Here is a 15,039-nt window from a genome sequence, read left to right on the forward strand (position 1 = left end):
GCTCCTTTCAAGCGCGGCAGGCGAAGGCGTTGACGGCATCGGCCGCCAGCGGCGCGTCGGCGCGGGTTTCGAACCAGAAGCGGCGCAGCAGATTCTGCGCCGTCTGCATGCGGTAGGTGCTGGAGGCGCGCATGTCCGACAGTGGCGCAAAGTCCTGCGCCAGCATGTCCATCGCAACGCGCAGATTGGCTTCGTTCCAGCGCAAGCCGTTCAGCGAGGCCTCGGCGCGGGCGGCGCGGCGCGGGGTGGCGGCCATGCCGCCGAAAGCGATGCGGGCGTCGACGATCTGATCGCCATCGAGCTTGAACGCGAACGCGGCGCAGACGGCCGAGATATCCTGGTCGAAGCGCTTGGCCAGCTTGTAGGTGCGGAACTGCACACCCTCGCGCGGCAGCGGCACGCGCACGGCGGCCACGAATTCGTCGGGCCGCATGTCCTTTTTCTGATAGTCGAGATAGAAGGCTTCCAGCGGCATCACGCGCTCGCCGGCCGGGCCGCGCAGCACCACCTCGCTGCCGACGGCTATCATCCAAGGCATCGAATCGCCGATCGGCGAGCCGTTGGCTACGTTGCCGCCCAGAGTGCCGGCGTTACGGATCGGCAGCGACGCGAAGCGCTGCCACATCTCGCCCAGCTGCGACGGATACAGGCGGCACAAGGCCTCGTACGCGTCGTTGAGCGATACGCCGGCGCCGATGTGCAGCATGCCATCCGCCTCGCCGACGGTTTGCAGCGCGCTGACATGGCCGAGATAAATGATGTCGCCAAGTTCGCGCATCTGCTTGGTGACCCACAGGCCGACGTCGGTGGAACCCGACAGCAGCGTGGCTTTCGGATGCGCGGCGCGCAGCGCCACCAGTTCGTCCAAAGTGCGCGGCGCGTGGAAGGTCTGGCCGTGCGCGCTGTAGCTGGCACCGGCGTCGCGCTGCAGGGCACGCAGTTGTTCGGCCAGCGCGGCGCGGTCGAAGCCGACCTTCGGCAACTCGGTCATGCGGTGCGCGGCGTCGATGATGGGACGGTAGCCGGTGCAGCGGCACAGGTTACCGGACAGGCAGTCGTCGATTTCCTTGCGCTGCGCGGGCTGGTCGTCCTTGTCGAGGTACATCCCCCACAGGGACATGACGAAGCCCGGCGTGCAGAAGCCGCACTGCGAGCCGTGGCATTCCACCATCGCCTGCTGCACCGGATGCAGCGCGCCGTCCGGCTGCTGCAGGTCTTCGACGGTGAACAGCGCCTTGCCGTCGAGCGTGGGCGCGAACTGGATGCAGGAGTTCACGGCCTTCATCTCCAGCTGGCCGGCGGCGTTCAGGCTGCCCACCACCACGGTGCAGGCGCCGCAATCGCCTTCGGCGCAGCCTTCCTTGGTGCCGGTGCAATGCAGATCCTCACGCAGGTGCTGCAGCACGGTGCGGGTGGGCGCGGCGCCGGAGATTTCCTGCACTGCGCCACGGTAGTAAAAACGAATCGGTTCGGACATCTTGACCTCAACCTGCGAAGGGATGGGTTTTGCGCCAGTGCTCGGCGATATCGATACGGCGGGTGATCCACACCTTATCGTGCTTTTGCACGTAGTCGAGGAAGCGCGCCAGCGCCGCCGCGCGCGCCGGCCGGCCCACGATGCGGCAGTGCAGGCCGATCGACAGCATCTTCGGCTGGTTCAGGCCTGCCGGGTCGCCTTCCGCGTACAGCACATCGAAGGCGTCCTTCAGGTAGTCGAAGAACTGCGTGCCGGAGTTGAAGCCCTGCGCGGCAGCGAAGCGCATGTCGTTGGTGTCGAGCGTGTACGGCACGATCAGCTGCGGCGCCACAGCGGCCTTGCCCTCTGCATCAGTGTAGTCCACCTTTTGCCAGAATGGCAGGTCGTCGCTGTAGTTGTCGGCGTCGTAGCGGAAGCCGCCGTGCTCCACCACCAGGCGCTTGGTCTGCGGCGAATCGCGGCCGGTGTACCAGCCCTGCGGCGCGCTGCCGGTCAGCTCGCGGATGATCTGCACCGCTTCCTTCATGTGGGCGCGCTCGGTGGCTTCGTCCATATTCTGGTAGGTGATCCAGCGCAGGCCGTGGCAGGCGATTTCGTGGCCCAGCTCCTGGAACGCGGCCACCGCCTCCGGATTGCGCTTGAGCGCCATCGAGACGCCGAAGATCGTCAGCGGCAGCTTGCGCTCCTCGAACATGCGCAGCAGCCGCCACAAGCCGGCGCGCGAGCCGTACTCGTAGATCGATTCCATGCTCATGTGGCGGTTGCTGAACGAGGCCGCGCCGATGATCTCGGACAGGAAGGTCTCGGAGCCGGCGTCGCCGTGCAGCACGTTGTTCTCGCCGCCCTCTTCGTAATTGAGGACGAATTGCAGGGCCACGCGGGCCCGGTCGGGCCACTGGGCGTGCGGCGGCTTCGGGCCGTAGCCGATCAAGTCGCGCGGATAGTTGTCGTAGTTGGTCATGGCGCTGGCTAGTCTATGAGGAATATATCTGCAATCATATATGCGTAGAACGGCATCGGTATATGATTTGTCCAATAGATACTCATCACCTACCGATATAGGACTTACCATGGGCAAGCTTAGTACACACGTTCTCGATATCACCGTCGGCAAGCCGGGCGCCGGCGTCAAGGTGGCCTTGTACGCCGTCACGGCGCAGGGCCGCGAGTTGATCAAGACCGACGTCACCAACGCCGACGGCCGCTGCGCCGTGCCGCTGCTGGAGGGCGCGACCATGAAGCCGGGCAAGTATGAGCTGGTGTTCGGCGCCGGCGCCTACTTCGCCGCGCAGGGCGTGGACCTGCCGGAGCCGCGCTTCATCGACGAGGTGACGCTGGCCTTCGGCATCGCCAGCGCCGACCAGAATTACCACGTGCCGCTGGTCGTCTCGCCGTGGGCGTATTCGACCTATCGCGGCAGCTGATTACTTGGCTTTGCCGAGGTATTTGCCGAAGAAGTTCTCCATCCGCTGATAGACCTCGGTCTTGTTGGCGGTGTCGTAGAAGCCGTGGCCTTCGTAATCGACGTAGTACCATTCAGGCGGGTGCCCGGCCTTTTCCAGCGCCTCCTTCATCCGGAAGGCGTTTTCCTTCAGCGCGCGCTCGTCCTTGCCGCCGTGGATCAGCAGCACCCCGGCCTTGATGCTGGCTGCCTGCCGCGCCGGCGAGATGCGCGCCAGCTCGGCGGGATCGTCGCCGACATAGCGTTTATACGCATTGCTCACCCGCGCCTCGGTGATCGACACATCGCGCTTGTAAAGCAGGGGCAGGTCGTAGACGCCTGCGTAGCCGACCGCGCACTTGAACAGGTCCGGCTCGCGCGCGGCCAGCATCATCGCCGCGTAGCCGCCAAAGCTGGCGCCGTAGACGCACATGCGCGTGCCATCCACCTTGCCTTGCGCGACCGCCCACTGCACGCCATCGACCAGGTCGTCCAAGATCTTGCCGCCCCACTGGCGATGGCCGGCGTATTCGAAGCCTTTGCCGCGCCCGCCCGAGCCGCGATAGTTCACCTGCAGCACCGCGTAGCCGCGGCTGGCCAGGAACTGCGCGTCGGTATCGAAGTACCAGGTATCGAAGGGGCCATGCGGGCCGCCGTGCGGAATCAGGATCAGCGGCGGCTTGCCCTCGCCTTTGGCCAGCGGCATCGTCAGATAGCCGTCGATGCGCAGGCCGTCGCGTGCCGTGTAGCTGATCGGCTGGCGCGGCGCCATCGCGTCCGGATCGATCGCGGCCATGTAGGTCAGCAGCAGGTCGGCCTTGTTGGTCTTGCGGTCGTACAGATAGACCACGCCGGGATCGCGATCGCTGTTCACCAGCGCCAGCACGGTGTTGCCGTCGGCGGTGGCGCTGTGCAGCGTGACGCTGGCGTCCGGGAACTGCGCGCTCAAGTCGCGGTGCAGGACCGCGTCGGGATGCGATGGATCAATGTAGATCGCGCGCGGGCGGCCCGAATTGGTGAACGCGCCGATCGGTTGGGTGCCGGTGGTGGCGTACATCAGATTGCCCATGCCGCCATGCGCGTCTTCGGCGACGGTCTTGCGCTGGCCGGTGGCGATGTTCTGCCGTATCAGCTTGCTCGGGCCGCCGTTCTCCGCATGCCAGGCGAACAATTCCTTCTCGTCGGCGCTGAAGGCGACGGGCACCAGCTGGCTGCCCTTGGGCTGCTCCTCGATGCTCCATTTTTCGCTCGCCTGGTCAAAGCGCCACAGCTGGTAAAAGCCCTGCTTGTCGGTGGATGAGGCGTAGCCGGGCTTGTCGTTGTGGCGCAGGATGAAATGCGCGTTCGGCGCCGGCAGCTCGGTCATCAGTTTGCGTATCGCGTTACGGCTGTCGAAGTCGTAGAGCGCGCTGTACTCGTGCTCCCACGGGTAGCTGGCGAGATAGACATGGCTGTTGCGCACCTCGGGCAGGTCGACCACCGTGGCATAGGCATAGTCGTTGCCATACCGCGCATTCTGCTTGGACAGCATCAGCATCTGGTAGCCGTGCATATAGACTTGATGCGTGCCGTCGTAGTCCATCGCCACCACCTCGCCGGTGCGCTGCGGCGCCTCGCGCGAACCGACCTCTTTGGCCTGCTCGACGACCACGCGGGTGTTGCTGGTCCAATCGTAGCTGGCGGGGACGGTGAACAAAGGCATGCGCACTGTGCTTTCCAGCTTCATGTCGGGCAGGCTGAAGAAGGACAACATCGGCACCGTGCGCGCGCCTTGCGGAACGCGCACGGTCACGGCCAGGTGTTTACCGTCGGGCGATATCTGCGGGTTGCTGTACTGGTCTTCCTCGACGAAGGCCTGGATCGGTATCGGCGCGGGCTGCGCGCCCTGGGCCAACAACGGCAATACGGCGCATAGCGCGCTGGACAGCATTTTTTTCATTTATAGCCCCAATTACTTTTTGATTTTCAAAAATACTACCATGCTTAACAAGCTTATCAAAAGATACAAACGGAGAGATTTCAGCCGCGCCGGTCGGGCTTCGGCTAAGATGCGCACACTATGAACGGAACCCATTCGGCGCTGATCGCGTCCTTTCTGCAACAAGCCGTCGAACTGCACCAGCAGGGGCGGCTGGAACCGGCGCAGGCACTGTACCGCCAGGCGCTGGAGCTCGACCCGCGCCAGTTCGACGCGCTGCATCTGCTGGGCGTGATCGCGCGCCAGCAGGGCGATGCGCAGACGGCCATCGCGTTGATCTCGCAAGCGATCGCGGTCGATGGCGCGCAGGCCAAGGCCCACTGCAATCTCGGCGTGGCGCTGCTCGACGCCGGCCGCGCCGACGAGGCGCTGGCCAGCCACGAGCGCGCCCTCGCCCTGCTGCCCGACTACGCCATGGCCTGGAGCAATCGCGGCAACGCCTTGCGCCGGCTGGCTCGGCTCGACGAGGCGCTGCTCAGTTATCAGCGCGCGCTGGCGATCCAGCCTTCGTACGCCGAGGCGCACTGCAACCGTGCCATCGTGCTGCAGGACCAGGGCCGCTACCTCGATGCGCTGGGCGCGGCGGAGGAAGCGCTCAAGCTGCAGAGCCGCAACGCCGACGCCTGGTTCGCGCGCGGCAACGCGCTGCACTGCCTGCGCATGCTGCCGGAAGCGGTGGAGAGCTTCGACCGCGCCATCCATCTGCGTCCGCGCTGGGCGGAGGCCTACAATGGCCAGGGCGCGGCCATGCGGCGGCTGGGCATCTTCGACGCCGCGCTGGACAGCTACGACCAGGCGCTGGCGCTCAAGCCGGACTATGCGCTGGCCCACTACGCGCGCGGCAACACGCTGCGTTCGATGGGGCGCAACGACGAGGCCATCGCCGCCTACCGCGCCGCGCTGGCGCATGGCGACAATCCCGAAACCATCGCCTTCGCGCTGGCCTCGGTGGGCGCGGGCGAGACGCCGGCCGTGCTGCCGGCCGAGTACGTCCGCTCGCTGTTCGACCAATACGCCAACCACTTCGACCAGCATCTGGTGGAGGTGTTGGACTACCGGACGCCGGCCTATCTGGACGGGCTGATCCGCCGCACCCTCGGCCCCGGCGCGTACGACACGCTGGACCTGGGCTGCGGCACCGGCCTGTGCGGCCCCTACCTCAAGGCCTACGCGGGCAGGCTGGCGGGCGTGGACCTGTCGCAGCAGATGCTGGACAAGGCGGCCGAGCGCGGGCTGTACGACACCCTCGCCTGCGGCGACCTGACCACCTATCTGGACGGGCAACAAGGCGCCTGGGATCTGGCGGTGGCGGCCGACGTCTTCGTCTACATCGGCGACCTGGCGCCGGTCTTCGCCGGCGTGCACCGCGCGCTGCGTGCCGGCGGCCATTTCTGCTTCACGGTCGAAGCGGGCGAAGGCGCCGACTACGCGCTGCGGCCATCGAACCGCTACGCCCACACGCTGGCCTACATCGAACGCCTGGCCGCCGCGACCGGCTTCCACATCAAGGCCGCCGAAGCGCTGACCGCCCGCCAGGAAAACGGCGCCCCCACCGCCGCGCTGGCTTTAATGCTGGCCAAACACGGGGGTCAAGTCTGACATTCGGACACGAGCTCTACTGTAGCGGGGCGCTACAGTAGAGCTCGTGTCCGAATGTCAGACTTGACCCCAACTTGCATGGAAGCCAAGCTTGCCTTAGAATTCGAAGCTCTTGGCCGCGGTGCGGGGCCATGCCGTCTGGGCCGGCGCAGTGATCAGGCCGACCAGTTTCCCACGCAAGATTCTTTACGGTGACCCTTGGATACCGTGCCGTTTTGGGCGCAACTTCTGGCGCTCGCCCTCCTGATACTGTGCTCGGCCTTCTTCGCCATGGCCGAAACCGCCCTGATGGCGGCCAACCGCTATCGCCTGCGCCATATGGCCAAACGCGGCAGCCGCCGCGCCATCACCACCCTCTGGCTGCTCGACCGCACCGATAAGCTGCTGTCGCTGGTGCTGATCGCCAATACGCTGATCAACGCCATGGCCACCGCCCTGGTCACCGCCATCGCCATCGAATCCTTCGGCCACGACGACAACGTCATCACCATCTCCACCGGCGTGGTGGCCTTCCTGCTGATCGTGTTCGCGGAAATCTCGCCCAAGGTGATCGGCGCCACCTTCCCGGAACGCATCGCCCTGCCCACCAGCATGGTGCTGCGCCCGCTGATGACGCTGGCCAAGCCGGTGATCTGGTTCGTCAACCTGTTCGTCACGGTGGTGCTCAAGCTGTTCCGCATCAAGGCCGGCGCCCACGCCCACGAGGCCCGCCTGTCGCCCGAGGAGCTGCGTTCGATCGTGCTGGAGGGCGGCAACTTCATTCCGCAAAAGCACAAGAGCATCCTGCTCAACCTGTTCGACCTGGAGACCATCTCGGTCGAGGACATCATGACGCCCCGCTCGCAGATCGAGGCGCTGAACCTGGAGCTGACGGTCGACGAGATCAAGCGCGAGCTGACCACCTGTTACCACAACAAGCTGCCCGTCTACGAAGGCGAGATCAACCGCATCATCGGCATCCTGCACGTGCGCAAGGCGGTGGCGCTGCTGAACCAGGAGGACGAGCTGACCGTCGAGCATTTCCGCGAGCTGCTGACCACGCCCTACTTCATCCCGCAGGACACCGGCGTCTTCACCCAGCTGCAGTACTTCCAGGAGAACAAGGAGCGCCTGGGCATCATCGTCGACGAGTACGGCGAGGTGCAGGGCCTGGTCACCCTGGACGATATCATCGAGGAAATGATCGGTGAGTTTACGACATCGATGCCGGGCGCGGCCCGCGCCGACAGCTTCGGCTGGACCGAGCAGGGCGAGTGCCTGCTGGAGGGCTCGACCGCGCTGCGCGACATCAACAAGCGCCTCGGCCTGGGCTTCCCGCTGGACGGCCCCAAGACCCTGAACGGCTTGCTGCTGGAACTGTTGCAAGAAATTCCAGACGCGCCCATCAGCATCAAGGTCGCCAACTGCATCATCGAGGTGGTGCAAGTGCACGACCAGGCGATCAAAGTCGTCAAATTGATACGCCCGGGCAGTCGCCGTACGCACTAATCCGGCTGGATATACAACATTGGGGAGTACAATCGTTTCCGAGGAACGACAAACGGCTTTACAAATATGATGCTCTAGAGCATCATTTTACGACGCCCCCCATCCAGCAGACGCATCTATGGCAGCAGTCCTACCGAACGCCGCGCCAGGCGCCCCGATGCCGGGGCTGGCACGGGCATTGATGCAAGCCGGCCGCCTTTCCGCGGCCCAGGCCGACATGCTGCAAAAAAAATCCGTGGCCGACAAGCTGGCCTTCATCGACGTGCTGCTGGCCAGCGGCGCCATCGACGCCCGCGCGCTGGCCATGTTCTGCGCCGAAACCTTCGCCTATCCGCTGATGGATGTGCAGGCGCTCAACGTCGAGGCGCTGCCGGCCAAGATCATCGACAACAAGCTGATGCAGGCGCAGCGGGTCATCGCGCTGGCCAAGCGCGGCAACAAGATGTCGGTGGCCATTTCCGATCCGACCAACATCCAGGCGCTGGACCAGATCAAGTTCCAGACCGAATCGACGGTCGAGCCGGTCATCGTGGCCCACGACGCGCTGCTGCAATTGCTGGCGCGCCTGAACAAAAGCAGCGAGCAAGCCCTCAGCGACCTGGGCGGCGACGAGTCGGACATCCAGTTCGCCGAGGAGGAGGACGCCTCGGCCGCCGCCAACGCCGCGGCCGCCGAGGCCGGCGCCAACGAGGTCGAGGACGCCCCGGTGGTGCGCTTCCTCAACAAGATGCTGATGGACGCGGTCAACATGGGCGCCTCGGACTTGCACTTCGAACCGTTCGAAAAATTCTACCGCGTGCGCTTCCGCGTCGACGGCGTGCTGATGGAACACGCCCAGCCGCCGATCTCGATCAAGGAGAAGCTGGTCTCGCGCATCAAGGTGCTGGCCAAGCTGGACATCTCGGAAAAGCGCATCCCGCAGGACGGCCGCATGCGCCTGATCGTCTCGCCCACCAAGACCATCGACCTGCGCATCTCCACCCTGCCGACCCTGTTCGGCGAGAAGACCGTGATGCGCATCCTCGACGCCACCCAGGCGCAGATGGGCATCGACGCGCTCGGCTACGACCCGGACCAGAAGGCGCTGCTGCTCGACGCCATCCAGCGCCCCTACGGCATGGTGCTGGTGACCGGGCCGACCGGCTCGGGCAAGACGGTGTCGCTGTACACCTGCCTGAACGTGATCAACAAGCCCGGCATCAACATCTCCACCGCCGAGGACCCGGCCGAGATCAACCTGCCGGGCGTGAACCAGGTCAACGTCAACGACAAGGCCGGCCTGACCTTCCCGGTGGCGCTCAAGTCCTTCCTGCGCCAGGACCCGGACATCATCATGGTCGGCGAGATCCGCGACCTGGAGACGGCCGACATCGCCATCAAGGCGGCGCAGACCGGCCACATGGTGTTCTCCACGCTGCACACCAACGATGCGCCGTCCACGCTGACGCGCCTGATGAACATGGGCGTGGCGCCGTTCAACATCGCCTCGTCGGTGATCCTGATCACCGCGCAGCGGCTGGCGCGCCGGCTGTGCACCTGCAAGCAGCCGGTGGAGATCTCGCACGAGCTGCTGCTCAAGGCCGGCTTCAAGGAGCATGAGCTGGACGGCAGCTGGAAGCCCTACGGCCCGGTCGGCTGCGAGCGCTGCAACGGCGGCGGCTACAAGGGCCGGGTCGGCATCTACCAGATCATGCCGATCTCGCCCGCCATCGAAAGCATCATCCTGGCGCACGGCAATTCCATGGAAATCGCCGCCAAGTCGGAAGAGGAAGGCGTGAAGTCGCTGCGCCAGTCCGGGCTGGTGAAGGTCAGGAACGGCCTGACCAGTCTTGAAGAAGTGCTCGGCTGTACCAACGAATAGGAAGCAACTCCATGGCGACTACGGGCAACGCGGGCAACCAGGTCAAGGAATCGATCTTCGCCTGGGAAGGCAAGGACAAGAGCGGCAAGACGGTGCGCGGCGAGCTGCGCGCCGGCGGCGAGGCCGTGGTCAACGTCACCCTGCGCCGCCAGGGCATCATGGTCACCAAGGTCAAGAAGAAGGCCTACCGCAGCGGCAAGAAGATCACCGACAAGGATATCTCGCTGTTCACCCGCCAGCTGGCCACCATGATGAAGGCCGGCGTGCCGCTGCTGCAATCGTTCGACATCGTCGGCAAGGGCCACGCCAATCCGTCGGTGTCCAAGCTGGTGATGGACCTGCGCGCCGATATCGAGACCGGCACCAGCCTGAACCAGGCGTTCCGCAAGTTCCCGCTGTACTTCGATCCGCTGTTCTGCAACCTGGTGGGCGCCGGCGAGCAGGCCGGCATCCTGGAGGACCTGCTGACCCGGCTGGCGATCTACAAGGAAAAGACGCTGGCCATGAAGGCCAAGATCAAGTCCGCGCTGATGTATCCGGTGTCGATCCTGGCGGTGGCCTTCATCGTCACGGCGGTGATCATGATCTGGGTGGTGCCGGCGTTCAAGGAAGTGTTCAAGAGCTTCGGCGCCAACCTGCCGGCGCCCACGCTGTTCGTGATGGCGCTGTCGGAATTCTTCGTGGCCTGGTGGTACCTGATCTTCGGCGGCCTGTTCGCCGCGATCTACTTCTTCTTCCGCGCCTGGCAGCGCTCCTTGCAGATGCAGCGCTTCATGGACCGGTTGCTGCTGCGCCTGCCGGTGTTCGGCGACGTGATCCGCAAGGCCACCATCGCCCGCTGGACCCGCACCTTGGCCACCATGTTCGCGGCCGGCGTGCCGCTGGTGGAGTCGCTCGATTCGGTGGGCGGCGCGGCCGGCAACGCGGTCTACCTGGACGCCACCCGCAAGATCCAGAACGAGGTCAGCACCGGCACCAGCCTGACCGTGGCGATGCAGAACGCCGACGTGTTCCCCAATATGGTGACGCAGATGGTGGCCATCGGCGAGGAGTCCGGTTCGCTCGACGCCATGCTGGGCAAGGTGGCCGACTTCTACGAGGAAGAGGTGGACGAGGCCGTGGCCTCGCTGTCGAGCCTGATGGAGCCGGCCATCATGGTCATCCTGGGCGTGCTGATCGGCGGCCTGGTGGTGGCCATGTACCTGCCGATCTTCAAGCTCGGCTCGGTGGTCTAGGGCGAGCGGCCGTCGTCCGCGGCGCGCAGCGCCTGCATGCGCTCGCGCGCCTCGGCCAGCACCTCGTCGGCCTGGTCGAGGATGGCTTCGATGGTGGCGCGCTCGGCGCTGTCGGCCGGCAGGCGGTGGCTCACGCCCTGGAAGCGCAGGATCAGGCCCTGCACGTTTTGCAGCAGCGTGTCCTGCATGGCCAGCGCGGCGCGTTCGCGCTCGGCCCGCCGCGCCAGTTGCCGGCGGCGGCGGCCGACCCGGCGCAGGCAGGCCAACAGGTGCAGCAATACGGTCTTGGCTAGGGAGGACAAAAATGGACTCCGCGACACGGGTGGCAGGTTCTCCACCTTGCCAGAAATCCAACTTCGTTCCCATATCCCCAAGGAGGGACTCGATGCCGGCGACGCCGTCTGAAAAACCATCCCGCAATGTTGCTGTAATGCTTTAATATGGGCCTCTGTGACTATCTATGCGGCCCGACCTCCCATGCCTGAACCGACCCTGTTGTTTGCGCCCGCCGGCCAACTCGCCGTCAGCCTGATCGCCGGCCTGTTCGGCCTGCTGTTCGGCAGCTTCCTGAACGTGGTGATCCACCGCCTGCCGAAGATGATGCAGCGCGAATCGGACAATTATTGCGCCGTCGAAGCCGGCAAGGATGAGCCGCACACCGACCGCTACAACCTGATGGTGCCGCGCTCGGCCTGCCCGCACTGCCAGCACCAGATCACCGCGCTGGAGAACATCCCGGTGCTCAGCTACCTGGTCCTGCGCGGCAAATGCAGCAACTGCAAGGCGCCGATCTCGGCCCGCTACCCGGCCATCGAAGTGCTGGCCGGCGCGCTGTCGGCGGTGGTGGTGTGGCACTTCGGCAGCGGCTGGGCCGGGCTGTCCGGCCTGCTGTTCCTGTACCTGCTGATCGCCATGACCTTCATCGACTTCGACACCCAGATGCTGCCGGACGATCTGACCTACCCGCTGATCTGGGCCGGCCTGCTCATGAACATCGACGCCACCTTCGCCCCGCTGCGCGACGCCGTCATCGGCGCGGCGGCCGGCTACCTGGCGCTGTGGTCCGTCAACTGGGCGTATAAACTGGTACGCCACCGCGACGGCATGGGCTACGGCGACTTCAAGCTGCTGGCCGCGCTGGGCGCCTGGATGGGCTGGGCGATGTTGCCGGCCATCGTGCTGATGTCCTCGCTGGTGGGCTCGGTGATCGGCATCGCGCTGATGATCGCCAACCGCCGCGGCTTCGACTACCAGATCCCGTTCGGCCCCTACCTGGCGGCGGCCGGCCTGATCGTCTTCCTGTACCGCGACCCGATCATGGCCTTCACCCGCAACTTCTACCCCTACCTGTAAGCACCGATGAGCACACTGCCCTTCTCCATCGGCCTGACCGGCGGCATCGGCAGCGGCAAGAGCACGGTGGCCGAGCTGTTCGCCGCGCGCGGCGCCAGCATCGTCGACACCGACCAGATCGCCCACAGCCTGACGGCGCCCGGCGGCGCCGCGATGCCGGCCATCGTCGCCGGGTTCGGCCCCGAGTTCGCCGACGCCGCCGGCGCGCTCGACCGCGCCCGCATGCGCGCCCTGGTGTTCGCCGACGCCGGCGCCAAGGCCCGCCTCGAAGCCATCCTGCACCCGCGCATCCGCGACGCCGCGCTGGCCGCCGCCGCCGCGGCCACCGGCAGCTACGTCATCTTCGCCGTGCCGCTGCTGGTGGAATCGGGCACTTGGCGTGCGCGGGTCACACGCGTACTCGCGGTAGACTGCCCGGAAGAAGTGCAAATCGCCCGCGTCATGGCGCGTAACAATCTGCCGGAAAGCCAGGTCCGCGCCATCATGGCGGCGCAGGCCAGCCGCCAGCAGCGCCTGGACGCGGCGGACGACATTATCGAAAACGGCAACGGAATCGAGGCTTTGGCGCCCCAAATCGACCGTCTGCACGATTTATATCTGGCATTTTCGAAAAGAACGGCAACAATACCTTCGCAACGTTTGTAATTTTGCTTGGCTTGCTTCAAAATCACGGGAATTAATCGCAAGTCCACCTACAGAGGGATGTTATTTTGATTGTCTACGAATATCCTTTCAACGAGCGCATACGCACGTTGTTGCGATTAGAGGATCTGTACGAGAAATTCAAGTTCTTTGTGCACCAAGAACATCCTATGCAGCACCACGTCGCGTTGGCGACCATCTTTGACATGCTGGAGGTGGCCGGCCGCGCCGACCTGAAATCCGACCTGTTGCAGGAACTGGAGCGCCAGCGCCAATCGCTGCTGGGCTACCGCATGAATCCCAACGTCCAGGCGGAAACGCTGGACGCCATCCTGTCCGAGCTCGACGGCGTGAGCAGCGCGCTGGTCGCGGCCCAGGGCAAGACCGGCCAGAACGTGCGCGACAACGAATGGCTGATGAGCATACGCGGCCGCACCATCATCCCCGGCGGCGCCTGCGAATTCGACCTGCCGTCCTACTACGCATGGCAGAAGCGTCCGGCCGAGCAGCGTTTCAACGACATCGCCGCCTGGTTCGCGCCGCTGGCGCCGCTGTTCGACGCGCTGGGCCTGGTGCTGCGCCTGCTGCGCGACTCCGGCGGCCCGGTCAAGATGATCGCCGTGGCCGGCAGCTACCAGCAGATGTTGCAGGGCAAGGTCTACCAGATGCTGCGGCTGACGCTGGACGAATCGCTGGGTGCGATCCCGGAAATCTCGGCCAACAAGTACATGCTGTGGGTGCGCTTCACCTCGCAGGGCGGCGACTTGAAACCCAAACCGCTGGAAGATGATGTACCATTCGAGCTCACCCTCTGTAACTTTTAAAGATAGCTCATGGCCACCGTAGTTGACTGCCCTACCTGCTCCGCCAAAGTGGAGTGGAAGGAAGAGAATAAGTATCGCCCGTTCTGCTCGGAACGCTGCAAACAAATCGATCTCGGCGCCTGGGCCGAGGAAAAGTACGCCATTCCCGCCGCCCCGCCCAAAGATCCGCTCGACGAAGAGTAAGCGCCGCCTGGCTCACAGGCTGATGAAGAAAGCGATCGTGGCAAACGCATAGAGAGACTTCAATTCCAGATACACCAGCCCGGCCCAGCGGACCATCAGCACAGGCCAACTGCCGCCATACATGCGGCGCAGCGCGAGAAACGAATACAGCGCCAACACGAGCAGGCTCACCGTAGCCATGTGGGGAACCACCGGCTCAAGCTGTATCCAGGCCTGGAATAACAGCAGCAAAAAAGCGTGCAGGTGGATCGAAAATACCAGGTGTTCGCCGTAGCGCCAGCCAGTCCCCGCATTGAGCAACTTAAGGAACAGCGCGACCAGCGGTATCAGGCACAATATCATCGTCGACCCGAACTTCTGCGCGTCTTTCCAGAAAACTTCTGCTCTTTGGGCAGGAGGCAGCGCATCAAACGCGGCGAGTTTTTCCTTGAACGTTGGGCTGGCCCACTCAAATGCGCCGGCTATCATTTGCGTCATCCGTGACCGGGCCTGGCGCGCCTCCGCTTGTGGCGCGCTGATACTGGCTGGCTCTTTCGCGGTGCTTTCCATGACAAAGGTCTGCAACTTCAACATCGCGAACACCAGCACCGACATTGTCAACAACAGACGCAGCGGATCGATGTGGCGGGTGCGGCGGCCGCGTATGAAATCGACCGTCAATTGCCCGGGACGCAGCAACAGGTCGCCCAATGTGCGCCACAGCTTGCTCTCCGCCGCGATAAAGTGACCGATGAAGTGATGAATGAATTCGCCGGCCGAGGCCACGTGCACGTGGCTGCTCTGGCCACATTCGCTGCAATACTTGCCGCTGACTGGCGCGGCGCAATCGTGGCAGGAACCGCTAGACTTGGGGCGCACATCGTGAGCCCGTGGGCCGAGGCTGACAAATTTCATGGGCAAGGAAAATCCGGGAAACGGGCAGCCATCATATGCAGAGTTGAAAACTTAGTCAAACAGC

14 protein-coding genes are annotated in these 15,039 nt (G+C 64.6%); 9 read left to right on the forward strand and 5 right to left on the reverse strand.

Annotated features, from left to right (window positions below):
• Positions 1 to 7: 7 nt before the first annotated feature.
• On the reverse strand, positions 8 to 1,477 hold the full coding sequence (gene xdhA / locus AC07WS_RS16845; RefSeq protein WP_494730197.1) for a xanthine dehydrogenase small subunit: 1,470 nt from the start codon (positions 1,475 to 1,477) through the stop codon (positions 8 to 10).
• 7 nt (positions 1,478 to 1,484) lie between these two features.
• Positions 1,485 to 2,438: an allantoinase PuuE gene (puuE, locus tag AC07WS_RS16850; protein ID WP_494730198.1), complete on the reverse strand. Its 954-nt coding sequence runs from the start codon at positions 2,436 to 2,438 to the stop codon at positions 1,485 to 1,487.
• 109 nt (positions 2,439 to 2,547) lie between these two features.
• Here puuE and uraH point away from each other — a divergent pair, with 109 nt between their 5' ends.
• Positions 2,548 to 2,901 carry a hydroxyisourate hydrolase gene (uraH, locus tag AC07WS_RS16855; protein WP_494730199.1) on the forward strand — a complete coding sequence of 118 codons (354 nt, stop codon included), beginning with the start codon at positions 2,548 to 2,550 and terminating at the stop codon, positions 2,899 to 2,901.
• Here uraH and AC07WS_RS16860 read toward each other — a convergent pair whose 3' ends face one another.
• A complete protein-coding gene (locus tag AC07WS_RS16860; RefSeq protein ID WP_494730200.1) occupies positions 2,902 to 4,857 on the reverse strand; it encodes an alpha/beta hydrolase family protein in 1,956 nt (651 codons plus the stop codon).
• A gap of 120 nt (positions 4,858 to 4,977) precedes the next feature.
• Between AC07WS_RS16860 and AC07WS_RS16865 the strand changes: the two genes are divergently transcribed.
• From AC07WS_RS16865 to AC07WS_RS16880, 4 genes are all read left to right on the forward strand, one after another.
• Positions 4,978 to 6,495: a tetratricopeptide repeat protein gene (locus AC07WS_RS16865; protein WP_494730201.1), complete on the forward strand. Its 1,518-nt coding sequence runs from the start codon at positions 4,978 to 4,980 to the stop codon at positions 6,493 to 6,495.
• Between the two features lie 198 nt (positions 6,496 to 6,693).
• Complete coding sequence (locus tag AC07WS_RS16870; protein WP_494730202.1) at positions 6,694 to 7,983, forward strand: HlyC/CorC family transporter; 1,290 nt, start codon at positions 6,694 to 6,696, stop codon at positions 7,981 to 7,983.
• Positions 7,984 to 8,101: 118 nt separating this feature from the next.
• On the forward strand, positions 8,102 to 9,844 hold the full coding sequence (pilB, locus tag AC07WS_RS16875; RefSeq protein ID WP_494730203.1) for a type IV-A pilus assembly ATPase PilB: 1,743 nt from the start codon (positions 8,102 to 8,104) through the stop codon (positions 9,842 to 9,844).
• A gap of 11 nt (positions 9,845 to 9,855) precedes the next feature.
• Complete coding sequence (locus AC07WS_RS16880; RefSeq protein ID WP_494730204.1) at positions 9,856 to 11,079, forward strand: type II secretion system F family protein; 1,224 nt, start codon at positions 9,856 to 9,858, stop codon at positions 11,077 to 11,079.
• Here the strand turns inward: AC07WS_RS16880 and AC07WS_RS16885 are convergent.
• Positions 11,076 to 11,381 (reverse strand): hypothetical protein, encoded by a 306-nt coding sequence (locus AC07WS_RS16885; protein WP_494730205.1) that lies wholly within the window; start codon positions 11,379 to 11,381, stop codon positions 11,076 to 11,078. The two genes, AC07WS_RS16880 and AC07WS_RS16885, sit on opposite strands and share 4 nt — an antisense overlap.
• Before the next feature lie 175 nt (positions 11,382 to 11,556).
• Here AC07WS_RS16885 and AC07WS_RS16890 point away from each other — a divergent pair, with 175 nt between their 5' ends.
• The 4 genes from AC07WS_RS16890 (at position 11,557) to yacG (ending at position 14,081) form a co-directional block, all read left to right on the forward strand.
• Positions 11,557 to 12,432 (forward strand): prepilin peptidase, encoded by an 876-nt coding sequence (locus AC07WS_RS16890; protein WP_494730206.1) that lies wholly within the window; start codon positions 11,557 to 11,559, stop codon positions 12,430 to 12,432.
• A gap of 6 nt (positions 12,433 to 12,438) precedes the next feature.
• Complete coding sequence (gene coaE / locus AC07WS_RS16895; RefSeq protein WP_494730207.1) at positions 12,439 to 13,077, forward strand: dephospho-CoA kinase; 639 nt, start codon at positions 12,439 to 12,441, stop codon at positions 13,075 to 13,077.
• Positions 13,078 to 13,142: 65 nt separating this feature from the next.
• Complete coding sequence (gene zapD, locus AC07WS_RS16900; RefSeq protein WP_494730208.1) at positions 13,143 to 13,898, forward strand: cell division protein ZapD; 756 nt, start codon at positions 13,143 to 13,145, stop codon at positions 13,896 to 13,898.
• A gap of 9 nt (positions 13,899 to 13,907) precedes the next feature.
• Positions 13,908 to 14,081, forward strand: a complete 174-nt coding sequence (gene yacG / locus AC07WS_RS16905) for a DNA gyrase inhibitor YacG (RefSeq protein ID WP_494730209.1) — start codon at positions 13,908 to 13,910, stop codon at positions 14,079 to 14,081.
• A 12-nt stretch (positions 14,082 to 14,093) separates the two neighbouring features.
• Here the strand turns inward: yacG and AC07WS_RS16910 are convergent, their stop codons facing one another.
• Positions 14,094 to 14,975 (reverse strand): DUF3667 domain-containing protein, encoded by an 882-nt coding sequence (locus tag AC07WS_RS16910; protein ID WP_494730210.1) that lies wholly within the window; start codon positions 14,973 to 14,975, stop codon positions 14,094 to 14,096.
• Between the last annotated feature and the right edge of the window lie 64 nt (positions 14,976 to 15,039).

The sequence above is a fragment of the Duganella sp. GW821-FHT01E12 genome, from assembly GCF_059422325.1.